This is a genomic window from Hydrogenophaga palleronii, assembly GCF_031457455.1.
In the GTDB taxonomy this organism is placed as follows: domain Bacteria; phylum Pseudomonadota; class Gammaproteobacteria; order Burkholderiales; family Burkholderiaceae_C; genus Hydrogenophaga; species Hydrogenophaga palleronii_A.
Window position 1 is genome coordinate 101,727 of record NZ_JAVDWU010000002.1, and the last position, 24,235, is coordinate 125,961.

The following is a 24,235-nucleotide window of genomic DNA, read 5'->3' on the forward strand; positions in this document are numbered from 1 at the left end:
GGGATGAACGGGCTGTGGAAAGTTTCAGAGGTTGTGGGCTGCGCCAGCGGAGCGCTGCATGAGGGCCTGCAGCCAGCGGGCGCTGTGTTTTGGGGTGCGGGTCTGTGTGGCGTAGTCCACGTGAACGATGCCGAAACGCTGGCTGTAACCCTCGGCCCATTCAAAATTGTCGAGCAGGCTCCAGACGTAATACCCACGGATGTCGTGCCCCGCCTGGATTAGGGTGGCCAGTTCGGCCAGATGGACCTGCAGGTAGTTGGTGCGCATCACATCGGGGCAGTCGCCCTCGTTCACACCGGTGTTGTCGGCGGCACCGTTTTCCGTGATCCAGACCGGCGGCAGGGGCCACTGGCGGCTGAGGTTCTGCACCAACCGGCTCAGTCCCGATGGGCAGATCTCCCATCCGATGTCGGTCAAGGGCACATCGGCTCCGCTGGGTGGGACCAGCGCATAGCCACGGCGGACTTCGCTGGCAGCGGAAGGTGCACGCGCGACCGAACGGGTGTAGTAGTTCAGGCCGATGAAGTCCAGTGGCTGCGCGCAGATGGCCAGGTCTTCGGCACGGCGCTCATGCGAGCGGGTACCGATCTGGGCCAGCATTTCGGTCGGCCATTCCCTGCCGAACAGGGGGTCGAGGAACACGTCGTTGCGTTCGAGCTCGGCCATGCGCGCGGCCGCCGCATCTGCGGGGGCGGCGCTGGCCGGGTCGCACAGGTCGGGATTGAGCACGATGCCCAGCGCGGTGTCGGGTCGCACCGCGCGCCAGGCCTGCACACCCAGGCCGTGGGCCAGCATGAGGTGGTGGGCGGCGACCAGCGAAGCTTCGCGGTCCTTCAGGCCAGGAGCAAAAACACCCTGGTCGTGGCCCATGAAGGCGCTGCACCAAGGTTCGTTGAGCGTGGCCACGCGCGGCAGGCGGTCGCCCAGTTCACGCGCGATCAGGGTGGCGTAGTCGGCAAAGCGATGCGCGGTGTCGCGGTTCAGCCAGCCGCCTTCCAGGTGGGACGGCAGGTCCCAGTGGAACAGGGTGGCGTTGGGCGTGATGCCGTGTCGGTGCAGTTCGTCCAGCAGGCGCCGGTAGAAGTCCAGGCCGGCCGGGTTGGGGCGGTCCTGCGCGTCCATCACGCGCGTCCAGGCAATCGAAAAACGGTAATGCCGAAAGCCCAGTGAGGCCATCAAAGCGACGTCCTCGGGGTAACGGTGGTAGTGGTCGCAAGCCACCAAGCCGTCGCTGGCGTCCCTGATGCGACCGGGCTGCGCACAGAAATCGTCCCAGATGCTGGGCAACTTGCCGCCCTCGTGGGCACCCCCCTCGATCTGGAAAGCGGCGGTCGCGCAACCCCATTCAAAAGCAGCGGGAAAAGTCAATCCGTTGGTCATTGGTGATGGAGAGAAAAGTTGGTCGGAGAGGGATGTCTCTGCAAGCGCACGCCGAAGATTCGGCTCCGCCGGTCCAAGGGCGTGGTCCCCCTGGGGGGAAGCCGCGCAGCGGCGCAGGGGGGAGCAATGCTCACGGCGCAGGGGGCTCTACTTCACCGAGCCGGACAGCAGCCCCCGCACGAAGAAGCGTTGCAGCGAGAAGAACACCAGCACCGGCACCGCGATGGAAACGAAGGCGCTGGCAGTGAGGATTTCCCAGCTTTCGCCGCGCGAACCGAGCAGGTCGTTGAGCCGGATCGTCAGCACCACCTGATCAGGCGACTTGCCCAGGAACACGAGCGCGATGAGGAAGTCGTTCCAGACCCAGAGAAACTGGAAGATGGCAAAACTCGCCAGCGCGGGGATGGACAGCGGCAGCACGATGCTTGTGAAGATCTGGAAATGCGTGGCGCCGTCCATGCGCGCGCTCTCGATGATGTCGCGCGGCAGCGAGGCGATGTAGTTGCGCAGCAGGTAGATGGCCAGCGGCAGGCCGAAAGCCGAATGCGCCAGCCAGATGCCCAGGTACGACTTGGACGCCATGCCCAGCGTTTCGCCGAGGTCGTTGTACAGCCGCAGCAGCGGGATGAGCGACATCTGCAGGGGCACCACCAGCAGCCCCACCACCACCACAAACAGCCAGCGCCGGCCGGGGAATTCCATCCAGCTGAAGGCGTAGGCGGCAAAGGCGGCGATCAGGATGGGGATGAAGGTCGCGGGAATGGTGAGCTTGAAGGTGTTGAGGAAGGCATTGCCCACGCCTTCCGAAGCCACCACCTTCTGGTAGTTGGCGGTTGTGAATGAGGGCGGTTTCTCTGCCACAAAGAAGATGCGCACGCCGCGTTGGCTTTCATATGCCTGGGTCAGCACGAGCCGGTAGCTGCCGTCCGCAGACACTGTGAGCGTGCCGTCGGGCTGGCCGTCTTCGTCGTCGAACACCTGCGCGTCTGCTATCTCGATCGTCTCGTCGGCGGGAAACTCGTCCGGGCTGGACGACTTGAGCGAGAAGCGGCTCAGCTTGACCGACGCGCCTTCGGGAAACAGGCGCCCGGCGATCACGAAGTGGTCACCCTCGGGCACCACGCTCTGGGCACCACCGGTACGGCGCATGTCGGCCCGGGTCTGGGTGGACAGGGCGGTCCACCAGCCGCTGCTCACGATCTGTTCGCGGTCCCGGAAGCTGGAGACCAGCAGGCCGAAGGTCGGCAGCACCCAGGCCAGCACGATGACCAGCAGCAAGGCATGGGCGGCCAGTGATGTGGGGGACAGACGCAGTTTCATCGTTGGGCCTCCTCGGCGCGGAAGCGGCGGATGTTGAAGGCCATCACCGGGATCACCGCCAGCATGAGCACCATGGCCAGGGTGGAGCTGCGCCCGTAGTCGCCACCGCCGCGGAACATCCAGTCGTACATGAGGTTGGCCAGCACGCTGGTGTCCCACTGGCCGCCAGTCATGGCCATGACGATGTCGAACACCTTGAGCACCGTGATGGTGATCGTGGTCCAGACCACGAGGATGGTGGACATGACCTGCGGCACCATGATGGCAAAGAAGATCTGCAGCTCGCTGGCACCGTCGATGCGCGCAGCTTCAAGGGTGTCGTTGGGCACGCCTCGCAGCGCGGCCGAAAGGATCACCATGGCGAAGCCGGTCTGAATCCAGACCAGGATGGCCATGAGGAAAAAGTTGTTCCAGAACGGCAGCGTGACCCAGGCCTGGGGCTCGAACCCCATGCCGGTGACGATGGCGTTGAGCAGGCCGATCTGCTCGGCGTCGGGACCACGGAAATCGAACACGAACTTCCAGATCACGCTGGCGCCGACGAAGCTGATCGCCATGGGCATGAACACCAGCGTCTTGGCCACATGGCCCCACCACACGCGATCGGCCAGCACGGCCACCACCAGACCCAGGGCCGTGGACACGGCGGGCACCACCAGCAGCCACATGAAGTTGTTGCGGATGGTGATGAGGAAATTCTCGTCCTTGAACACCCATACATAGTTCGCCAGACCCACGAAGGTCTGGCCCACCGCGTCGAAAAAGCTCAGGCGGAAGGTCTCGAACAGCGGATAGACCAGGTACACGCCCAGCAGCACCAGGGCAGGCGCCAGGAACAGCCAGGGCTGAACATTCGTACGGATCGCCTCACGCCGATTGCGCGTCGCAAAAGGCAGGGCCACGATGCGGTCCAGCAGGAAGTTGCTGCCCGCGAAATACAGCAGACAGAAGCCGACGCTGACCACCACGGCCAGGAATGTCTGGAAGATTGAATCAGTCATGGTGGTCTTGGAAAAGAATGCGACGAAGCAGAGAAAGCGCTGCGCGCGCCGCTCCGCCATCCAGGGCTCCCGTGGAACTGGCTCTGCCAGGCCACAGGGAGCGTCCTCCCTTCAGGGGGGAAGACGCGAAGCGGCGCAAGGGGGTTATTTCAACGCCTCCCAGGACTTCTGGATGTCATCGGCCACCGCCTGCGCAGACTTGCCACCCGAGTAGTCGACCATGCCTTTCCAGAAGCTGCCGGCACCCACAGCGCCGGGCATCAGATCGGAGCCGTCGAAGCGAAAGGTGGTGGCGCCTTGCAGGATCTCGCCCTGCTTGCGCAGGGCCTTGGTCTTGTAGTGGTCCAGATTGACGCCCTTGTGCGGGGTGATGAAACCGCCCTCGGCCATCCAGATTTCGTGGGACTGCGGATGCTGCAGGTATTCCATGAAGGCGCGGGCGCCCTTGCTGTCCTTGGTGATGGTCATGATCGTGCCGCCGCCCAGCACCGGGTTGCCCAGTTGCTTGCCAGCGAAAGACGGCAGGTAGAAGAAGTCGGCGTCTTCGGCCTTGCCTTCGGGGAAGAAGGCGGGGATGAAGCTGGCCTGGCGGTGCATGTAGCACTTGGGCGGCGAGTCGAACAATCCTTTGGGGCTGTCCTTGAAGCTCACGGTGGCCACAGCCTTGGCGCCACCGTCCACGTAGGCATCGTTGCGGGCGAACCAGCCATAAGCCTCGATGGCTTCGACCACGCGTTTGTCGTTGAACTTCACCTTGTTGGTGGTCCAGTCGTCATAGACCTGCGGGCTCTGGGTGCGCAGCATCATGTCTTCCACCCAGTCGGTGGCGGGCCAGCCGGTGGCAGCATCACTGCCCAGTCCGATGCACCAGGGCTTGCCGCCGTCGGCGGCGATCTGCTTGGTCAGGTCTTGCAGTTCCTCCATGGACTTGGGCACCTTGTAGCCCTTTTCCTTGAAGTTTTCCGGGATGTACCAGACCAGGCTCTTGACGTTCACGTTGTAGAAGAATCCGTAGAACTCCTCCTTGCCAGCCTTGTTCTTGTAGGTGCCCAGGTCGGCCCAGGAACTGCCGGCCGCGTAGTTGGCTTTGACCCAGTCGCGCGCCTTGTTGCCCAGCGGCGTGAGACCACCCACGGCGGCCATGTTGGCGGCCAGCCCGGGTTGCGGGAAGACGGAGATGTTGGGTGGCGAACCGGCCTTGATGTCGATCACGATCTGCTGCTCGGAGCTCTGCGAGCACGAGTGCTTCACTGTGGCGCCTGTGGCCTTCTCGAAATGGGCGATGACCTTTTTGAACATGCCTTCTTCGGCACCGGTCCAGGGGCAGGTGATGGTGACGACCTCGCCCTGGAGGTCAGGACCCTTGTAGTCGGCCGCCATGGCCGCGCCACTCAGGGAGGTCAGGGCCAGGGCGGCAGCCCCGGCGATGGTGCTTGTCTTGAACATCTTTTGTTGCTCCTCTATCAACATCACGGACCATCCGCGACGCCATGGGTTGGATATCCCCGGGATGGGGCCCGTCAAATGCGCAGCCCCGCCGCATCGAAGCGGTACAGGTGCTCCGGCTGGTGACCCAGCCTCAGACGCTCGCCAGGTTCCACCGAGATGGACCCGTCGATGCGCGCTGTCAGATCGCCCAGCGGACCGGCGTCCACATAGGCGAAGGTTTCGTTGCCCAGCTGCTCCGCGTGGCGCAGCGTGCCTTCGAGCTGGCCCGCCGTGTCGATGCGCAGGTGCTCGGGCCGGATGCCCACGGCATGGGCGTCGAATTGCCGGGCGTAGCTGCCTTCGATGAAGTTCATCTGGGGCGAGCCGATGAAGCTGGCCACGAAGCGGGTGGCGGGGCGGTGGTAGAGCTCCAGCGGCGCGCCAACCTGTTCGATGCGGCCCTTGTTGAGCACCACGATCTTGTCGGCCAGCGTCATGGCCTCGACCTGATCGTGGGTCACGTAGACCATGGTCGCGCCCAGGCGGCGGTGCAGGGTGGCCAGCTCCACGCGCATCTTGGTGCGCAGGGCCGCGTCCAGGTTGGACAGGGGCTCGTCGAACAGGAACACCTTGGGATTGCGCACGATGGCGCGGCCTATGGCGACGCGCTGGCGCTGCCCGCCAGAGAGGGCTTTGGGCAGGCGCTCCAGGTATTCGGTGATCTGCAGAATCTCTGAGGCTTCGCGCACGCGCCGGTCGATTTCTGCCTTTGGAACCTTGGCGATCTTCAGGCCGAAGGCCATGTTGTCGTAGACCGTCTTGTGCGGATAGAGCGCGTAGCTCTGAAACACCATGGCCACGCCGCGCTGGCTGGGCGGCAGGTCGTTGACGGTCTGCCCGGCGATGGTGAGTGTGCCCCCGGAGATGTCCTCAAGCCCCGCGATCATGCGCAGCAGCGTGGTCTTGCCGCAGCCCGACGGGCCGACGAACACTGCGAACTCGCCCGGCTCGATGTCCAGATCCACGCCGTGAATGACAGGGACCTTTCCGTAGTTCTTCTGGATGTTGCGCAGGCGCAGATTGGATTGGCTCATGAGCGTGTGTGGGGTCGGATGAAACCGGAATGGGGCAGCGTTGAACTTCGTCCTTGCACGCAATTGGAACACTAATGCAAACGATTGCATGTTGGGAATTACCCTTAGGACGGAAGGCGTGCCCGGGGGGCACGGGCGTGTGCCGGGCGAGTTGGGCGGTGTGCGACGCCGGGCTGCGTCGTCGCTCGCGCTTTCAGCCAGCGCGGCACGCAGTGGCCCCAGAGCCGGTGCCGATCAGGCCAGCGGGAAATGCGCGAGCCCAGCGGGTTCGATTCTTTGGCGTCCTTGGTCCTGCTAGCGGCTGCTGTCGCGCTCGACCAGCTCGGTGGGCAGGGCGATGTTTCTGCGCGGTGCGCCGGCAATGGACTCGAACAGCAGCTCGACCAGCGCGCGGCCGGCCAGTTCGATGGGCTGGCGAACCGTGGACAGGGTGGGGTGCACGTGTCTGGCGAGCAGGATATCGTCGTAGCCCACCACACGCACCTGCTCGGGAATCGGCACGCTTCGCTCGCGCAGTGCGCCCATGAGCGAAATGGCCGTCACATCGCTGCAGGTGAAGATGGCGTCGAAGTCCAGATGCTGGTTGAGCCAGCCATCAATGGTTTCGCGGATGCGCGCGTCGCCAAACAGGTAATGCTGTCGCAGGCGGGGATCGGGTTCGATGCCAGCCTCTTGCAGGGCGCGCTCATAGCCGCGATAGCGCAGGCTGGCCTCCGGGTGTGCGGCGTCGCCGAAGAATGCAATGCGGCGGCAACCCTTCTCGATCAGGTGGCGCGTTGCGAGATAGCCGCCCCTGAAGTTGTCACCGCCCACGACCGGGTACGAGGCGCCATCCAGAGCGGCGCCCCACACGGCCATGGGAATGCCCTGCAGCGCGAGCTCGTTGAGATGGTCATGCAGCGACAGCTGGCCGATCACGACCAGACCACTGACCTGACCCGACTCCACCAGCGAGCGCATCTGGTCCTGGCGACCCTCCTGCAGGCGCGTCAGCAGCAGGTTCATGCCGAGATCGTTCACGGTGTCGGTCAGCGAGCCGAGGATACCCAGAACGAAAGGGTCAGAGATCATCTGGGTGCTGTCGCTCAGCAGCACGACACCAATGGTCTGCAGATCGCCTTTGCGCAGGTTGGCCGCACCCACGTTGACGCGGTAGTGCAGCGAGCGCGCCAGTTCGGTGATGCGGTTGCGGGTGGCTTCGGGGATGAGCGTGCTGCCGCTGAGCGCGCGGGAGACCGTGGATGTCGACACACCCGCCATGCGCGCGATGTCGATCATCTGTACACGCCTGCGCCCTTTGTCCGGGGGTGTGAGGGTGGTGGGTGCGGTGTCGGTGTCAGTGCTGATGGGAGAGGTGGGGGTGCGCGGCATCGTTTCATTATTTCACCCCGCAAGGCAACGCACAGGTCGCGCAGCGGATACCCCGGCGTTGGGTTGGCCCAAAAAAAGCCCGGGGCTGTGAAGCGCCGGGCGAAACTGATTGCCAGGGAGAAAGCAGTGCGGACGTGGCCCCGTGATGATTCACCAGAGCCACAGTCCCGCCATGCGTGTCGATCAGAACGCGTAGTTGATGCGCGCACGCACGGCAAGTTGTGGATCGGTACCGGTGCCGCCTTTGGAATAGCTGATTGCCGGGGTGATGGTGGCTCCTTTCACGCCGAACAGTGGCAGAGAGTAGGCCGCGTACACGGTGGTGACCTTGTCGGCCGAGGTGGCACCCTTGCCAACGATCAGGCCCACGCCCGCAGGACCAAACACCGCATTGACGCCGATGGATTTGTCGTCCTCCTTCTTGGCGAGGTTCAGGTTCAGGTTGCTGTCTTTGCCCAGTGCATAGCCGAGCGACAGGCCGACACCGTTTTCACTGCCGGCGGTGCTGCCCACCACCTTGACGCTCTCGATGCCGGCGCGCAGGGTGACGGGGCCGGTGGTGTAGGTCACGCCCGGTCGAAAGCCACGGGCCTCGCCGTCTTCTTTGCTGTACACCAGTCCGAGTTCCACGCGCAGGCCGGTGGCGGCGTTCAGGCCCAGGGCGCCGTGCACCACATCGCTGCCTTTGCGTCCGCGCAGGGTGTTGGCCAGGTAAGGGGTGTAGCCGGCGTACTCGACCACGGTGTCTTTGCCCACCGGGAACAGGTCCAGCGCTTCGAAGCGTCCCATCTTGATGTCCATGCCGGCATTGCCGAACTGCACCCACATGTCATCCACGCCGGTGTCACCGTCTTTTTTCAGCAGCAGACTGGCCCGGCCGGCCACGAAGGCGTCGCCGTTGGTGGCTTTTGCAGCCACATTGACTTCCACGCGGCCCCCCATCGACAGATCGCTGTCGCGGGCATTGGTTGCGGGTGCGTCGACCGCGTTGTAGTGGGTGGTGTCGAGTTCCAGGTTGGCGTCGAAACCAAGGTCGGCGTGGGCAGCAGCGGTGGTGGCGCACAGGGCGACCAGGGCGACCAGTTTGAAGGCGTGAGGCATGTGTTTGCTCCGAAGGTGGGGAATGACGTTCCTTGCCTGCCAACCGCGCTGGGATATGCGCAGTCGCCAGAAAAGGTGGCCGTATTCGACCATTCAAGCAAACGATTGCATTCCGTGAAAACCCTCAAAAGCACCAATAATTATTGAATTTTTTTGAGATTTGCGCCGAAGTCACAGTATGGAAACACCTCATTGTGCAAAGGTTTGCATTCAGCTAGAAGTGCCACGAGGAAAATCGTTGCGCGTGGATCGGACAGGGCGGGCAAGGGGCCCGGAAGGCCGCCCACACGCGCTGTCTCAGCGAGCCGTCAAAAGCAGCCCGAAGCCGTTAGCCGCAGCACGCGATGGGCCCGCGCCGCGGCCGCGTCGGAGTGGGTCACGAGGATCACTGCGGCACCACTTTCCTGTGCCTGTTGTTGCAGCACGTCCATGACCTGTTGTGCGGTGCCCGGGTCCAGGTTGCCGGTGGGTTCGTCGGCCAGCAGCAAGCCGGGGCGGTGCACGAGTGCGCGGGCGATCGCCACGCGCTGAAGCTGCCCGCCGGAGAGCTGGGCCGGCAGGCGCTCACCCAGTCCCCCCAGCCCCACGGCTTCAAGCATTTGCCCCACACGGGCTGGGTCCGGACGCTTGAGCAGCAACAGGGGCAGTCCCACGTTCTGCGCCACGTCCAGGTGCGGCAATACGTGAAAAGCCTGGAACACGAAACCGAGCTGTTCGCGCCGCCAGTGGGCGCGCTGGGTTTCCGAGAGTGCGCCCAGGTCGACGCCGTGGTGTGTGATCGTGCCTTCGTTCCAGTCGTCCAGTCCGGCCAGGCAGTTGAGCAGGCTCGACTTGCCCACGCCCGATTCGCCCACGATGGCGACGAACTCGCCCGGCTCCACGCGCAGGCTGACATGGCTGAAGACAGGGGTGTCACCGTAGCGCTTGCTCAGGTTCTGCACGAGCAGACTGGGTGTGCTCACCAGAATACCTTCGCCCTCCGGGCTGCGGTGCGAGCTGGCTTGGGAACGGCCCGGCGCTGCGCTCATGGCAGGTGCCCCCAGGTCAGGAACACCACCAACAGCAGCACCCACCATGCCAGATGTCCCAGCGTGCAGCGGCAACGAATGGCGGGGGGCAGGCGGTTGATCAGGCTTTTCAACATGGGTTGAAGCCCGAAGACTGGGGCCTGCCGAACCCGTGAACTGGCGGACCGAGCAGATCCTCCACCGAACGCAGCACGAGCGCCAGGGCATCAGGCGCGTCGCAGGCGATGATCTGGCGTTCGGGCATGGAGCGCAGCCAGGTGATCTGGCGCTTGGCCAGCTGACGCGTCGCAAAGATGCCTCGGTCGTGCAGTTCGGCGGTCTGGGCGTGTGTCAGTTGATCGCCTGCTGCATTCAGCGCTTCCCATGCCTGTCGGTAGCCCACGCAGCGCATGGATGGCAGGTCCGGGTGGAGGTCGCCGCGTGCCCGCAATCGGCGCACCTCGTCAATGAAACCACCGGCCAGCATGGCGTCGAAGCGCTGGGCGATGCGTGCGTGCAGCCAGGCGCGATCCGCAGGCTCCAGTGAAATCAGGTGCTCGGGGGCCAGTGGCCCAGCGTGCAGGGTGCCTCCGGTCTGAAAAGATGAAATGGGTCGGCCCGACACCTCGAACACTTCCAGTGCACGCTGGATGCGCTGCGAGTCGTTGGGGAACAGCCGGGCAGCGGTGGCGGGGTCAGCTTTTGCCAGTTCTGCGTGAAGTGCCGGCCAGCCCACTGCCTGGGCGCGTGCTTCGAGTTGGGCGCGCACGGCGGGGTTGGCGCGGGGCATGTCGTCCAGCCCGTGCATCAGCGCTTTGAAATACAGCATGGTGCCGCCCACCAGCAGCGGTGTGCGACCGCGCGCCTCGATGTCGTGCACGAGGCGGGTGGCATCCCTCACGAAATCGGCCGCACTGTAGGCCTGCAGCGGATCGATGATGTCGATCAGGTGGTGCGGTACCAGCGCGCGTTCCTGTGCAGTGGGTTTGGCGGTGCCGATGTCCATGCCGCGAAACACCAGGGCCGAATCGACGCTGATGATCTCCACCGGCCAGCGCTGCGCAATGGCCAGCGAGGCAGCGCTTTTTCCGCTCGCCGTGGGGCCAGCCAGGGCAATGCACTTGGGTCGCGAAGCGCCGGCGTTCATGGTTTGGAACCCGAAGCTTTCAGTGGGTCAAGCGGCTCCTGGCCACCTGAGGTAAGGGCGGGGATCTCACTCTTGCCGTGGCGCTGCACCAGCGTCCACGCGATTCCTGCGATCACCACGCTCCAGAACCAGATTCCGTTGGTCAGCGGCAGCACTGTTCCTGCCCCGTCCGCCACACTGGCCAGGCTGCGACCGAGCCAGCCGCCCATGAAAAAGGCCGCCACCATCATCAGGAACCCGCTCAGTGCCGATGCCGCGCCCGCGGCCTGGGGAAACGGCCCGACCGCACCGCTCTGCCCGCAAGGCTGGTGCACGCCGTGGGCCAGCATGAACAGGTAGAACGGCAACATGATCGCCATCACGTGCTGAACGCCGGCCAGAGCCAGTCCGCCGATAAGAGTGCCAGCGGTGAGTGTGCAGGCGCCAGCCAGCGCCACCGTGCGCCGCACGCCCAGGCGCGGCAACAGCCTGCGGCAGATGAGGGTGCCCACGATGTAGCTCAGCGACATAGTGAACATCACCAAGCCATAGGCCAGCTTGGACAGCCCCAACACCTGAATGAATACGAAGGATGAAGCGGCCAGGAAGGTGAACAGGCCGCCGTACGAGGCGGTCGACAGCAGCGTGAACGCCCAGAACGTGGGGTGCTGCACGATTTGCCACCAGGTGCGCACCAGCGTGCCCGGCTGCAAGGCCTGGGGGTTCTTGCGCTGCAGGGTTTCTTCAAAGCGCAGCGCCAGCACCAGCAGCGTGGCCGCACCGAACACCGCCAATACCAGCAAGGCCATGCGCCAGCCCAGGTATTCCGCAACGAGCCCGCCCAGGGGGGCGCTGGCGCAGGCGATCACGCCCAGCCCGGTGAGGCCCTTGGACATGATGCGCGCCCCTTCTGCAGGCGCATACAGGTCGCGCACGATGGCCCGTGCACACATCACGCCGGCGCCCATGGCCACCCCTTGCAGCGTGCGCCACAGCACCAGCTGTTCCATGGACGCCGAAAACGTGCTGCCGACCGACGCGATCACATAGAGCGTCATGCCCACGAGCAGCACGGGACGCCGGCCGAACCGGTCAGACATGGGGCCCCACACCATCTGCGACATGCCGAACGCCAGCAGCAATGCGGTCAGCGTGAGTTGGGCCTGCGACATGGGTGCGCCAAAACCCTGGGTGAGGGCGGGCAGGGCGGGGAGGTAGAGGTCGGTGGTGACGGGCTGCAGTCCGAGCAGCAGGGACAGCACGAGCACGATCAGGCCCGGCGACATCGACGAAGTGAGAGGGGCGGACATCCGGTCGAGGGTAGCAGATGGCGCTGGCGATGGCCGGCCGAGGGCATGGCAGCCAGTGCGTGCAGCGGCACCCTCAGTGCAAGGCGGTTTCCTGGATGTCGTTCCAGCCGAACAGGCTCGCGAGCGCTTCCCGGTACTGCACCTGCCCCACCGAATTGGTGTTGTGGTGCGACCCGCCTTCGACGAGCACAAAAGCCTTAGGCCCGACGGCGGCTTCATAAAGGCGTCGGCCCAGTTCGGGCCGAATCAGCATGTCGTTGCCGCCGTGCACGACCAGCAGCGGTGAACCGATGTCCGGCACGCGCCGCACGGCCTCAAAGCGCTGGGTGATCAGCAGCGACACGGGCAGCCAGCCCCACTTGAACGTGCTGACCACGTCTGCGATGGACGTGAAGGTGCCTTCCACCAGGGTGCCCGCTTCGTCAGGCACCTTGGCCGCCAGCTCGATGGCGATGGCGCCCCCGAGTGAGTGACCAAAGATGTAGCGTGGCCGCTCAGGGTACTGCTGCCCCAGCCACTTCCACGCCGCCTGCGCGTCTTCCACTGCCAGGGCTTCAGACGGCAGCTGGTTGGTGCTTTTGCCAAAGCCCCGGTAGTCGATGGCGAGCACCGAGAAGCCCAGTTCTTCCATGCGCCGCACCCGGAAGGCCGATCCGGTGACGTTGAAGCGCGCGCCATGCAGGTACAGCAGCACCGGGGCGTCGGGCCTGGCGTCAAAGTTGGCATTCTGGGTCCACAGGCCATGCAGTTTCACGGGTTGGCGGGTTTCCCTGGATACAAAATCGATCCAGACGTCGCTCATGCCCTCGGCTGCAAGGGTGCCGCCGTACCAGCTGCGGTCCGATGGCTGGAAGATCCACGCGCGTTGTTTTTCGTCCAGCGTGGCGCAGCCGGCGAGCAGGGCAATGGTGGCCAGCAGGGCCGCGATCAGTTTTTTCATTGCGGATATGGAGCGGGTGCCCGGACAAAAGTTCAGGTCGGAATGGCAAGATCCGTACCAAGCACCGTACCAAGCACCGTACCAAATGGCGACACGCCCTATCCCGAAAGAAAAGCCATGATCGACACTGTTTTTACCCGGATCATCCGGCGCGAAATTCCGGCTGCCGTCGTCTTCGAGGACGATCAGGTGATCGCTTTCATGGACGCCGGCCAGGTGAACCCCGGCCACGTGCTGGTGGCGACCAAGCGCCAGGTCGAAACCCTGATGGAGCTGGACGAGTCTGAGGCGGCCCACCTCTTTGCTGTCGCCGCCCGCATCGCCAAAGCCGTCCAGGCCGAATTCCAGCCCAGCGGCATGACCCTGCTGCAAACCAACAAACCCGACGGCTGGCAGACCGTGCCGCATGTGCACGTGCATGTGCTGCCAAGGCATGCCGATGACGGCGTCGGACTGGTCTGGCCTCGCAAGGACCCGCCGTTGAGCGAGTTGCAGGCGCTGGCCAAACGCCTACAGGTCTGACCTCAAAGCGGACTTGGGGAGCCAAAGCGCCTCTGCCGCGAAGTGCCTCAGTCCAAGCCGTGGAGCGGCGCAGAGGGGTGCCTCACAATGCCGCCGGGGCGAAGTGCCTTGTTCCAAGGCACCCGTGGAACCGGCTCCGCCGGGCCACAGGGAGCGTCCCCCCTCCCAGCGCCAAAGGCGCGCCAGAGAGGGGGGAAGCCGCGTCAGCGGCGCAGGGGGGGCGCCGAATCCAGGGGGGAGTTCTCTAAATGATGCCTTGCGCCAACATGGCGTCAGCCACTTTCACGAACCCGGCGATGTTGGCGCCGTCCACGTAACTGACCGTGCCGTCTGCACGGCGCCCATGCACCAGACAGGCATCATGGATACCGACCATGATGCTGTGCAGGCGCTGGTCGACTTCTTCGCGTGGCCAGCTGATGCGCATGGCGTTCTGGCTCATTTCCAGCCCGGATGTGGCCACGCCACCGGCGTTGCTCGCTTTGCCCGGCGCGAACAGCACACCGGCATCCTCAAAGCGCTGGGCCGCTGCCATGGAGGTCGGCATGTTGGCGCCTTCAGCCACGCATGTCACACCATTGCGGATGAGGGTGTCGGCATCGTCGACATCGATTTCGTTCTGCGTGGCACAGGGCAGGGCCACGTCCACCGGTATGCCCCAGGGTTTCACGCCTGCCACAAACCGCGATCCGGTGCGCTCGGCGTAATCGCTCACGCGGCCATACAGATGGTTCTTCACTTCCATCAGTTCGGCGAGTTTCTCTGGTGTGAAGCCGTCTTCGTCAATGATGGTGCCGCTGGAGTCCGACACCGTGACCACCTTCGCACCCAGCGCCATGGCCTTCTCCACGGCGTACTGCGCCACATTGCCCGAACCGGACACGCTCACGCGCAGGCCGTCGAAGGTCTTGCCTTGCTGCTTGAGCATCTGCTCGGCAAAGTACACCGTGCCATAGCCGGTGGCTTCCGGGCGAATCAGCGATCCGCCAAAGCTCAGACCTTTGCCGGTGAACACGCAGTCGGCCCGGTTGCTGAGCTTTTTCATCATGCCGGCCATGTAGCCCACCTCGCGTGCACCCACGCCAATATCGCCTGCGGGGACATCGGTGTCTGCACCCACATGGCGGAACAGCTCGCTCACCAGGGCCTGACAAAAGCGCATCACTTCACCTGGGCTCTTGCCTTTGGGGTCGAAATCCGACCCGCCTTTGCCACCGCCCATGGGCAGCGTGGTCAGTGCGTTCTTGAAGGTCTGCTCGAAGGCCAGAAACTTCAGGATGGAGAGGTTCACCGAAGGATGAAACCGCATGCCGCCTTTGTAGGGGCCGATGGCCGAGCTGTGCTGGATGCGGTAGCCGCGGTTGACTTGCACGTCGCCGTGGTCGTTCACCCACGAAATGCGGAACATGACCACCCGCTCAGGTTCCACCAGCCGGTCCAGCAGCCCATGCTCTGCATAACGGGGGTGGGTGGCAATGCAGGGCCAGATGCTCTCCATCACTTCCGCCACCGCCTGGATGAATTCAGGTTGACCCGGGTTCCGGGCGGTGACGTGTTCGAGAAAGTGGTGAACCGAGGTGTATTTCATGACATTCAATGCATTGAGTTGGTGCATTGAATGATACGCAGAGCCTCGCTGGGCTCAGTGATTTTGCACCTAAATGGTGTTTTCTCTTCACATCTGCTCGGTTAATGCCGTTTTTCGGTGCGTTTAACTGATCTTGTACGTAATGATGACTCTTGAGTGGTGCGTTCTGGACGTGTGCGCCCAGCCTCAGCGCCCGCGAAGGAACAGTGCGTCCAGCTCCTTCATGCTCACCTGCCGCCAGGTGGGCCGGCCATGGTTGCACTGGTCCGAACGCTCGGTGACTTCCATCTGCCGGAGCAGTGCGTTCATTTCTTCCAGAGTGAGCCGGCGGTTGGCGCGCACGGCGCCGTGGCAGGCCATGGTGGCCAGCAACTCGTTGCGGGCGCGCTGCACCACGGTGGAGGCGTCGTGCTGGCTCAGTTCGGCGAGCACGCTGCGGGCGAGCTCCACCGGGTTGCCTTGAGACAAGGTGGTGGGCACGGCACGCACGGCCAGCGTCTTGGGCGAAAACGGCACCACTTCCAGGCCCAGCATGGCGAGCACCACAGCGCTGTCTTCGGCCGTGGCCACCTCTTCAGGCGTGGCCGCGAAAGTGGCCGGGATCAGCAGCGGCTGGCTGGCGAGTTGTTCATCGTCCATCTGCTGCTTGAGGCGCTCGTAGACGATGCGCTCGTGTGCGGCATGCATGTCCACCACCACCAGGCCCTGGGCGTTTTCCGCCAGGATGTAGACGCCCTGCAATTGGGCAATGGCGCGGCCCAGTGGCCAGTCGCCCTGCGGCAGGGGGTGAGCTGGGGCCTCCGCAGGCGCCGCCGGAACGAAAACCTGTTGCGCCACAGGTTGAGGCGCACCTTCAGGCGCAGAAGCTGGGTAGGCCCATGTACCGGACCGCGCTGAGCCGGTGGGGACAGTGGGTTGTCTGTCACCCCAAAGGGCCTCCAGATCGCTGACCCGATGGCCGATCTCAGGTTCGCGTGGAGCGAAGGCCAGGCCTGTCTGTTGTGAGGGCGGTCTCCAGGTCATCACCTCTGCAACAGAAGTCACAGCAGCGGGCTCGGTTTCAACCTTGCCTGCGGAGCGCGGGACCGCCAGCGCCGATTCCACGGCGCGCCGCACTGCCTGGTGCACTTCGCGGCTTTCGCGAAACCGCACTTCGATCTTGGTCGGGTGCACGTTCACGTCTACCCGCGTCGGGTCCAGCGACACGAACAACGCATACACCGGCTGCCGGTGCCCGTGCAACACGTCTTCGTAGGCACTGCGTGCCGCGTGGGTGATGACTTTGTCGCGTACATAGCGACCGTTCACGTAGGCGAATTGCCAGTCGTTGCGCGAGCGGGCCGCGTCGGGCACGCCGGCGAAGCCTTGCACGCGCAATCGCTGGCCGCTGCCGTCGTCGGGCAGGTCGATCGGCCAGTCCACCGCCACGGCTTGCGTCACGAAGTCCTCACCCAGCACGTCGGCCAGGCGCTGACGCAAAGGGTCGGCATGGTCGCTGGCCACGGCTCTCCATTGGGCCACCAGCTTGCCTTCGTGCCAAATGGCAAAGCCCACGTCGGGGCGAGCCAGCGCATGCCGGCGTACCGCCTCGATGCAGTGCGCGAGCTCGGTCGCATCGGTCTTGAGGAACTTGCGTCGCGCAGGCGTTGCAAAAAAGAGCTCGCGCACTTCCACCGTGGTGCCGCGGTTGCGCGCGGTGGGTTGCAGTTCACCACTGCGACCGTCCAGCAACCAGCCATGGGATTCGGGCGCGTCTTCCACCCGCGTGAGCACGGAGACTTCAGCGATCGAACAGATGGCAGCCAGCGCCTCGCCCCGAAAGCCCATGGTGTGCACCGATTCCAGGTCTGACAGGCTGGCGATCTTGCTGGTGGCGTGGCGCTTGAGCGCGGTGGGCAACTCACTGCGCACAATGCCGCAGCCATCGTCTTCCACGCTGATAAGCCGCACGCCGCCCGCCAGCAAGCGCAATGTGATCTGTGAGGCGCCAGCATCCAGCGCGTTGTCCACCAGTTCGCGCACCACCGAGGCAGGGCGTTCGACGACCTCGCCCGCCGCAATCTGGCTGATGAGCTCGTCCGGCAGTTCAAGAATAGGGGAGCGTTCGGAGGGGGGGAGACGGGCGTTCACATCCAAATTGTAGGTGGCAGGGATAATCCCTGCCCATGGAACTCATTGCATTCTTGATCGACTTCATCTTGCACGTGGATCAACACCTGCAGGCTTTCGTGCAAACTTACGGCGCCTGGGTCTACGCGCTGTTGTTTCTCATCATCTTTGTCGAGACCGGTTTGGTCGTCATGCCCTTTCTGCCGGGCGACTCGCTGCTGTTCATTGTTGGCGCGCTCTGCGGCGCCGGACTGATGGACTGGTCGCTGGCGGCGGGCCTGATGCTGGTGGCGGCCATCTTGGGCGACCAGACCAACTACACGATCGGGCGCTACTTTGGCCCGAAGGTGTTCCAGTGGGAGAACTCGCGCTTCTTCAACAAGAACGCGTTCAACCAGGCGCACAACTTCTACGAACGCTACGGCGGCGTGACCATCATCATCGCGCGCTTCATGCCCTTCATCCGCACCTTTGCCCCCTTCGTGGCGGGTGTGGCCGAAATGACGCGCAGCAAATTCACTGCTTACAACGTGATTGGCGCCATCATCTGGGTGAATGGCCTGACCGCCGCCGGCTACTTCTTCGGCAACCTGCCCTGGGTGCAGGCGAACCTTTCCAAGATCATCTGGGCGTTGATCATCGTACCGGGGTTGATTGCCATTTTCGGTGGCTGGCGGGCGGCAAGGGCAGAGAAGGCAAGGGCAGGGGAGGTATAAGCCCACTCCCGCGCCGCTCATACCCTCCGGCGCGAAATGCCCCAGTCCAGAACACCGAGGATCCGGCTCTGCCGGTCCAATGGTGTTGCCCCTTGAGGGGTGACGCGCCTCTGGCGCGGCGCGGGGTGGGTCTAGATCTGCCGGTTTCGCGCCAGCGGCGGGTTTTTGGAGAAGTAGCTCACGATGCCGCGCAGCAGGGCTTCGGCCAGATCGTTCTGGTACTTCGGGCTGCGCAGGCGTTTTTCTTCGTCCGGGTTGCTGATGAACGCGGTCTCCACCAGCACGCTGGGAATGTCGGGTGCCCGCAGCACGGCAAAGTTGGCCTGTTCCACGCGGGGTTTGTGCAGCTTGCCGATGCGTTTGACCTCACCCAGCATCGAGGCACCCAGCCTGAGACTGTCATTGATCTGAGCGGTGGTGCTCATGTCGAGCAGGGCACGCTGCAGTGTCGCATCCTTGGCTTTCACATTGAGGCCACCCACCAGATCGGATGCGTTTTCCTTGTCCGCCATCCAGCGCGCGGCCGCGCTGCTGGCACCCTTGGTGCTCAGGGCATACACGCTGGCGCCCTGCGGCCGCGGCGTGAAGAAGGCGTCGGCGTGCAGACTGATCATGAGGTCTGCCTGCACGCGCTGCGCTTTTTGCACGCGTACCTGTAGCGGCACGAAGAAGTCGGCGTCGCGCGTCATGAAGGCGCGCATGGGGTTGCCGTTCACACGGGTGGCATTGATGCGATCGCGCAGCCGGCGGGCGATGGCCAGCACCACGTCCTTTTCGTGCGTGCCGCCCGGGCCGATGGCGCCAGGATCTTCTCCGCCATGTCCAGGGTCCAGCGCCACGATGATCAGGCGGTCCGTTTTTGCTTTGCCCGGAAGTGGCTCCGTCGCCCCTTCTGCCACTGCTGGAGGGGCTTTGCTTTTCGTTCCGTTGGCGGCGGCGCGTTCCGCCTGCGCGATCAGTGCGCCGAGTGGATCGGTGGCAGGATCAGGGTCCCCTGCGCTTGCACCGCGTTCTTCCATGCGCCCGGTTTCCAGCCCCAGCAGGCTCGCGGCCTTTTCGCTGGCTGCGTCGAGATCGCGCAGGCGCTGGCTGATGAGCTGCTCCAGCGGATCCGGCGGGTTCAAAGGGTAGAGGTCGAGCACCAGGCGGTGCTGGTAAGCGGCCACCGGTTGCAGGTTGAACACCTGCGGCTTCACGGCCAGCTTCAGATCGACCACCAGCCGCACCACGTTGGGCGCGTTCTGTGCCACCCGGATGCGGGCGATGTTGGGATCGTCCGATTTGAGTTGTCCCACCAGTTCGCGCAGGCCGGGCAACAGGTCGATGCCCTCGATGTCCACCGCGAGCCGTGGCGGATCGCTCACAAAAAACTGCTTTGCCTGCAATTGACCATCGGACTCGATGGTCACGCGGGTGTAGTCATCTGCCGGCCAGATGCGCACCGCGACCACGTTGGCACCGCGTGCGATCTCCTGCACGCCCAGCAGCAGCACCAACGACCCCGCGCGCAGCAGGCTGCGCCGGTTCAGAACCGAAGCGGGCGGGATGATCATGGGAGCGCCTCCAGCAATCGATGTCCTGTGGGTGTGAGCGCCTTGACGCGCACACGGCGGGCTTCGGCCGGGTGTTCGGTCATGTCGGGATCGCTGGGTGGTTGGGCAAGGGATTCGTCAGGTTGTATGTCGATGATGAGGTCCACCACCGGCATGAAGGCGCCGGCACGCTCTGGCCATTCCACGAGCTTGAGACCCGGGGCGGCAAAAAGTTCGCGAAAGCCTGCGTCTTCCCATTCGCGCGGGTCGTTGAAACGGTAGAAATCAAAGTGCCAGATGGCCAGTGGCTCACCTGCCGGCATGAGCGGGCAGTCGATGGCGCTGTGAGGCTCCACCACGGCGTAGGTCGGGCTCTTGATGCGCCCGCGAACACCCAGTGCCCGAAGCAGGTGTCGAACGAAGGTGGTTTTGCCGGCGCCCAGATCGCCTTGAAGTGAAAGCGTGGCGTGGGCCATGGCCGGGCTGGTGGCCAGTGTGCGTGCAAATTCGGCCGTGCCTGCTTCATCTGCCCAGGCACCCGTCCAGGTCGATGCATCACCGGCCGCACCGCTGGAGAGCTGCGTTCCTACAATGGTCGGAACATGAACACCGGTCTTGCTGCTGATCAACTCGTCTCTCAGATTCAGGCCTGGGGCCAGGAGCTGTCATTTTCCCAAATTGGGATCGCAGATGTGGATTTGTCCAGCGCAGAAGCCGGTTTGAAGGCCTGGTTGTCGGCTGGATGTCACGGTCAGATGGGCTATATGGCCTCGCACGGCCTGAAAAGGGCCCGTCCGGCCGAGCTGGTGCCCGGTACGGTGAGCGTGGTGACCGCCCGCATGGACTACCTGCCGAGGGACACCACCGACGACTGGCAGGCGCAGGAGTTCGAACGCCTGCAGCGTCCCGGCGAAGCCATCGTGTCGATGTATGCCAGGGGGCGTGACTACCACAAGGTGCTCCGCTCCAGGCTTCAGAAGCTTGCAGAGCGCATTGAACAGGCGGTCGGACCATTGGGCTATCGCGTCTTCACGGACTCCGCACCGGTGCTGGAGGCAGAGCTTGCGCAGCGCAGCGGACAAGGCTGGCGCGGCAAACACACGCTGCTGCTGAACCGCGAGGCCGGCTCCATGTTCTTCCTGGGCGAGATCTACCTGGACATGGCGCTGCCCGTGACCGAGCCGGTGAGCGCGCATTGCGGTGCGTGCACGGCCTGCATCGACGTCTGTCCCACGCGCGCCATCGTGGCCCCGCACCGGCTGGACGCACGCCGTTGCATCAGCTACCTGACCATCGAACACGCCGGCGCCATACCGGAAGAGCTTCGCCCACTCATGGGCAACCGCATCTACGGGTGTGACGACTGCCAGCTCGTGTGCCCGTGGAACAAGTTCGCGCAGCGCAGCGCCTTGCCCGATTTTGATGAGCGTGCGGGATTGAGCGGCGCGCAGCTGATCGAGCTGTTTGCGTGGTCTGAAGACGAATTTCTTCAGCGCACGGAGGGCAACCCGATCCGGCGTATTGGTCACGAGCGTTGGTTGCGCAACATCGCGGTGGCAATGGGCAATGCCCTCCGCGCCCTTGAGAGCATGGACGCGCAGGGGTGCAGCACTGTCAAGGCCTCATTGATTGCCCGGCGGGATCACAGCAGCGGACTGGTGCGCGAACACGTGCTATGGGCTTTGGCGCAAGGCAGCGAGGAGAACGGCGGACGCTGAAACCGCGGTTCCTGCGTAGTCCAGAGCAGGACTCAAGGGTCGCTCACATTGGCCAGCAAACGTTCCAGCTGCGCCTTCAACCCCTCCAGCTCTTCGGTACTGAAACCCCGGGTCATGTCCTTCGCAAAGCGCTGCCGGTGCTGCTGCATGCGACGGTGCATGGCGCGGCCGGCTGTCGTCGGGTGCAAGCGCTGCACGCGCCGGTCGGCAGGATCGGTGCTGCATTCGATCAGGCCGCGATCGGTGAGGGCTTTGACGATGCGGGCGATCTGCGCCTTGTCGCGACCGGTGTGGGAGACCAGATCGCGCTGCGTGCTGCCCTCAAACCGGGCGAGGTGGTTCAGTGCGCGCGCTTCCATGATGGCGATGCCGTCGCCGTCGTCTCGGACGGCCTCGTGCATGCGCCGGTGGAATCGCGCCACGAGGCTGTGCAGGCGCTCCAGCACATCGGGCGAGTCAGGGGCAGACATGGGCTTCTTTCTATTGGTTGACACTATCATCCAAATCGCGCAGAATGGTTGTCATTATCAACCAAGCAGGTGCTGTGCTCCAGCGACTGGAGCCGCACTGCCCAGCCCATGACCGATTCCATCTCCGACTCTCCCTACAACGTTGAACGTATGCGCCACCCCTTGAAGGTCCGGCGGCTGCGCGTGCAGGAAGTGTTCAGACCCAGCCCCCACTTGGTACGCGTGCGTCTGAGGGGCGACGATCTGCATGACTTCATCAGCGCGTCGTTTGACGACCACCTCAAGCTCATGCTGCCACACCACCCGGAGGCGCCTCTGGTGCTGCCCGAGTCTGGCGCCGAAGGATTGAGCTATCCACCCGACGCGCAGCGCCCGATCATGCGCGACTACACGCCTCGCTGGTTTGATCCGGCGGCTGGCCTTCTGGATCTGGAATTCGCATTGCATGGCACTGGTGCGGCTGCCACCTGGGCCATGCAGGCCCGACCCGGTCAGGAAGTGGGCGTGGGTGGGCCACGAGGATCCTTCGTGGTGCCCACCGGGTTCGACTGGCATCTGCTGGTAGGCGACGAAACCGCCTTGCCGGCCATGGCCAGGCGCCTGGAAGAATTGCCACCGGGTGCGCAAGCTTTTGTGATCGCTGAAACCGCCGACCCGGCCGACCGCCGCGTGCTGGAAAGTCGTGCCGGCGTGACGGTGCAATGGCTGACGGAAGGCGCGGATGGTGGGCTTGCCGCTGCGGTGGCGGCATGGCGTCGACCGACGGGAGAGGGTTACGCCTGGGCCGCGGGTGAAGCGGCAGAAATGGCCGCCACGCGGCGTGTGCTGGTGGAGCAGCACGGCGTGGTGAAAGAACGCATGCGTGTGGCGGCGTACTGGAAGCGGGGCGCTTCTGCGCACCATGAAAACCTGTAGAGCGGTCAGTTCACGTAGCGCTGACGCAGCTCCCGTTTGAGCAGCTTGCCGCTCGGGTTCTTCGGCAGGCTGTCGGCAAACACCACGCGCTTGGGCGCCTTGAAGCTGGCCATGTGGGTGGTGCAGTGGGCAATGACCTCGTCTTCCGTCAGGGTCTGGCCGGTCTTCACCACGATCACCGCCGTTACGGCTTCCACCCATTTGGCATCGGGCAGGCCGATCACCGCCACCTCGCTCACGCTGCCCAGGCGGTAGATCATTTCTTCGACTTCGCGGCTGGCCACGTTCTCGCCGCCGGTCTTGATCATGTCCTTCTTGCGGTCCACCACCGTGATGTAGCCCTCGTCGTCGATGGTGGCCAGATCGCCGCTGTGGAACCAGTCGCCCTCGAAGGCGGCGCTTGTGCGTTCCGGGTCGTTGAAGTAGCCCAGCATCAGGTGCGGCGATCGGTGCACGATTTCGCCGACTTCGTCCACCGCCACGTCGTGCATGGCATCGTTGACCACCCGCGTCTCCACGTTGAGCACGGCCTTGCCACACGAAGCCGGTTTGCGCAGTTGGTCTTCCGGGCCGAGCATGGTGGCCAGGGGGGCAATCTCGGTCTGGCCGTAGAGGTTCCAGAGCCGCACGCCGGGGAGGCGGGCTGCCAGTTCCTTGAGCACTTCCACCGGCATGATGGACGCACCGTAGTAGCCCTTGACCAGCGTCTTGAGCTTGTCCGGATCGAACAGCGGCGAGCGCAGCAGCGCGATCCACACCGTGGGCGGCGCAAAGAAACTGGTGATCTGGTGCTGTTCGATCAGGGCCAGCAGGTTGTCGGGCACCGGCTTGCTGGTGATGTAGTTGCTGCTGCCCATGTAGATGGCGGGGCCGAAGAACACGTCGAGCTGGGCGCAGTGGTACAGCGGCAGGGCGTGCAGCGCCCGGTCATCTTCGGCAATTTCGGCGTTGATCACGCAGCTGACGTACTGCCACAGCACGGCGTCGTGGGTGAGCATGGCACCTTTGGGCGTGGACTCGGTGCCGCTGGTGTAGACGATCTGGGCCAGGTCGAAACTGCCGAGGGACACGTCTGGTATCGGTTCGGTGCAGGCCGCCAACTCGTCAAACGTGCGCATGCCCGGCACTGGCTCGCTCGGGTCCTCTGAGGGCAGCCAGATGAACTGGCCGACTTGGGTGTCGAGTGCCGCGGCTTCGCGCGCCAGGGCCGCCAGGCCGCTGTCAGTGGCCAGCACCCTGGCGCCCGCATGGCGCAGGATGTAGGCCACTTCGTCGGCCTTGAGCATGAAGTTGATGGGCACTAGGACCGCGCCACACCGCGCCAGCGCAAAACGCAGGGCCGCGAAACCTTGGGAATTGCGCGCGAGCACCGCCACCTTGTCGCCCTGCGTCACGCCCAGGGAGGCCACACCGGCCGCCAGGCGGTCCACCAATGCGTCGAACTCGGCGTAGGTCCAGCGCACGTCGCCACAAGCGATGGCCAGCTTGTTCGGCAGGCGGCATGCGGTGCGGTGCAGGGCGTCGGCGATGGTCTGGCGGCGGACCGAAGCGGGGAGGGTGGGCAGCATCCAGCAGGCTCCTGATGAA

Annotated in this window: 21 protein-coding genes; 4 read left to right on the plus strand and 17 right to left on the minus strand. The window is 64.4% G+C overall.

The genetic code is table 11. The annotated features are described in order from the left end of the window. Positions 1 to 24: 24 nt before the first annotated feature. From J2W49_RS05065 to J2W49_RS05115, 11 genes are all read right to left on the minus strand, one after another. Positions 25 to 1,380 (minus strand): GH1 family beta-glucosidase, encoded by a 1,356-nt coding sequence (locus J2W49_RS05065; protein ID WP_310312453.1) that lies wholly within the window; start codon positions 1,378 to 1,380, stop codon positions 25 to 27. A 147-nt stretch (positions 1,381 to 1,527) separates the two neighbouring features. After that, positions 1,528 to 2,700 (minus strand): carbohydrate ABC transporter permease, encoded by a 1,173-nt coding sequence (locus J2W49_RS05070; RefSeq protein WP_310312456.1) that lies wholly within the window; start codon positions 2,698 to 2,700, stop codon positions 1,528 to 1,530. Next, a complete protein-coding gene (locus J2W49_RS05075) occupies positions 2,697 to 3,701 on the minus strand; it encodes a carbohydrate ABC transporter permease (protein WP_310312458.1) in 1,005 nt (334 codons plus the stop codon). The genes J2W49_RS05070 and J2W49_RS05075 overlap by 4 nt, the downstream gene beginning before the upstream one ends. A 144-nt stretch (positions 3,702 to 3,845) precedes the next feature. Beyond that, entirely contained in the window at positions 3,846 to 5,147 is a 1,302-nt protein-coding gene (locus tag J2W49_RS05080) for an ABC transporter substrate-binding protein (RefSeq protein WP_310312462.1), read from the minus strand. 74 nt (positions 5,148 to 5,221) lie between these two features. After that, a complete protein-coding gene (locus tag J2W49_RS05085; protein WP_310312464.1) occupies positions 5,222 to 6,223 on the minus strand; it encodes an ABC transporter ATP-binding protein in 1,002 nt (333 codons plus the stop codon). 294 nt (positions 6,224 to 6,517) lie between these two features. Further along, positions 6,518 to 7,594 (minus strand): LacI family DNA-binding transcriptional regulator, encoded by a 1,077-nt coding sequence (locus J2W49_RS05090; RefSeq protein ID WP_310312467.1) that lies wholly within the window; start codon positions 7,592 to 7,594, stop codon positions 6,518 to 6,520. A 183-nt stretch (positions 7,595 to 7,777) separates the two neighbouring features. Continuing rightward, the gene (locus J2W49_RS05095; RefSeq protein WP_310312470.1) at positions 7,778 to 8,695 is read right to left on the minus strand and encodes a carbohydrate porin; all 918 of its coding nucleotides are present in this window, start codon (positions 8,693 to 8,695) and stop codon (positions 7,778 to 7,780) included. Positions 8,696 to 9,003: 308 nt separating this feature from the next. Next, a complete protein-coding gene (locus J2W49_RS05100) occupies positions 9,004 to 9,723 on the minus strand; it encodes an ABC transporter ATP-binding protein (RefSeq protein WP_310312472.1) in 720 nt (239 codons plus the stop codon). 109 nt (positions 9,724 to 9,832) lie between these two features. Continuing rightward, entirely contained in the window at positions 9,833 to 10,849 is a 1,017-nt protein-coding gene (gene miaA, locus J2W49_RS05105) for a tRNA (adenosine(37)-N6)-dimethylallyltransferase MiaA (RefSeq protein ID WP_310312475.1), read from the minus strand. Further along, positions 10,846 to 12,138, minus strand: coding sequence for a Bcr/CflA family efflux MFS transporter (locus tag J2W49_RS05110; protein WP_310312478.1), 1,293 nt, complete (start codon positions 12,136 to 12,138; stop codon positions 10,846 to 10,848). Before J2W49_RS05110 ends, miaA begins: the two co-directional genes overlap by 4 nt. Positions 12,139 to 12,211: 73 nt before the next feature. Next, entirely contained in the window at positions 12,212 to 13,078 is an 867-nt protein-coding gene (locus tag J2W49_RS05115; protein WP_310312480.1) for an alpha/beta hydrolase, read from the minus strand. 117 nt (positions 13,079 to 13,195) lie between these two features. On the opposite strand from J2W49_RS05115, the gene J2W49_RS05120 reads away from it, so the two are divergent. Next, a complete protein-coding gene (locus J2W49_RS05120; RefSeq protein ID WP_310312483.1) occupies positions 13,196 to 13,600 on the plus strand; it encodes an HIT family protein in 405 nt (134 codons plus the stop codon). Positions 13,601 to 13,844: 244 nt separating this feature from the next. Here J2W49_RS05120 and gdhA read toward each other — a convergent pair whose 3' ends face one another. Both gdhA and mutL read right to left on the minus strand, forming a co-directional pair. Then, the gene (gdhA, locus tag J2W49_RS05125) at positions 13,845 to 15,188 is read right to left on the minus strand and encodes an NADP-specific glutamate dehydrogenase (RefSeq protein ID WP_310312485.1); all 1,344 of its coding nucleotides are present in this window, start codon (positions 15,186 to 15,188) and stop codon (positions 13,845 to 13,847) included. 186 nt (positions 15,189 to 15,374) lie between these two features. Continuing rightward, positions 15,375 to 17,318: a DNA mismatch repair endonuclease MutL gene (gene mutL, locus J2W49_RS05130; protein ID WP_310312488.1), complete on the minus strand. Its 1,944-nt coding sequence runs from the start codon at positions 17,316 to 17,318 to the stop codon at positions 15,375 to 15,377. Positions 17,319 to 17,353: 35 nt separating this feature from the next. Between mutL and J2W49_RS05135 the strand changes: the two genes are divergently transcribed. Continuing rightward, the gene (locus J2W49_RS05135) at positions 17,354 to 18,013 is read left to right on the plus strand and encodes a DedA family protein (RefSeq protein ID WP_310312491.1); all 660 of its coding nucleotides are present in this window, start codon (positions 17,354 to 17,356) and stop codon (positions 18,011 to 18,013) included. Between the two features lie 131 nt (positions 18,014 to 18,144). On the opposite strand, the gene J2W49_RS05140 is transcribed toward J2W49_RS05135, so the two are convergent. Further along, positions 18,145 to 19,566 (minus strand): N-acetylmuramoyl-L-alanine amidase, encoded by a 1,422-nt coding sequence (locus J2W49_RS05140; protein WP_310312494.1) that lies wholly within the window; start codon positions 19,564 to 19,566, stop codon positions 18,145 to 18,147. Then, positions 19,563 to 20,138: a tRNA (adenosine(37)-N6)-threonylcarbamoyltransferase complex ATPase subunit type 1 TsaE gene (gene tsaE, locus J2W49_RS05145; RefSeq protein ID WP_310313740.1), complete on the minus strand. Its 576-nt coding sequence runs from the start codon at positions 20,136 to 20,138 to the stop codon at positions 19,563 to 19,565. The genes J2W49_RS05140 and tsaE overlap by 4 nt, the downstream gene beginning before the upstream one ends. 9 nt (positions 20,139 to 20,147) lie before the next feature. On the opposite strand from tsaE, the gene queG reads away from it, so the two are divergent. Continuing rightward, entirely contained in the window at positions 20,148 to 21,263 is a 1,116-nt protein-coding gene (gene queG, locus J2W49_RS05150) for a tRNA epoxyqueuosine(34) reductase QueG (protein WP_310312498.1), read from the plus strand. A gap of 32 nt (positions 21,264 to 21,295) precedes the next feature. On the opposite strand, the gene J2W49_RS05155 is transcribed toward queG, so the two are convergent. After that, entirely contained in the window at positions 21,296 to 21,733 is a 438-nt protein-coding gene (locus tag J2W49_RS05155) for a MarR family winged helix-turn-helix transcriptional regulator (protein WP_310312501.1), read from the minus strand. Positions 21,734 to 21,841: 108 nt separating this feature from the next. Between J2W49_RS05155 and J2W49_RS05160 the strand changes: the two genes are divergently transcribed. Next, complete coding sequence (locus J2W49_RS05160) at positions 21,842 to 22,648, plus strand: siderophore-interacting protein (protein ID WP_310312505.1); 807 nt, start codon at positions 21,842 to 21,844, stop codon at positions 22,646 to 22,648. Between the two features lie 5 nt (positions 22,649 to 22,653). Here the strand turns inward: J2W49_RS05160 and J2W49_RS05165 are convergent, their stop codons facing one another. Next, entirely contained in the window at positions 22,654 to 24,216 is a 1,563-nt protein-coding gene (locus tag J2W49_RS05165) for an acyl-CoA synthetase (protein ID WP_310312508.1), read from the minus strand. Positions 24,217 to 24,235 lie beyond the last annotated feature (19 nt).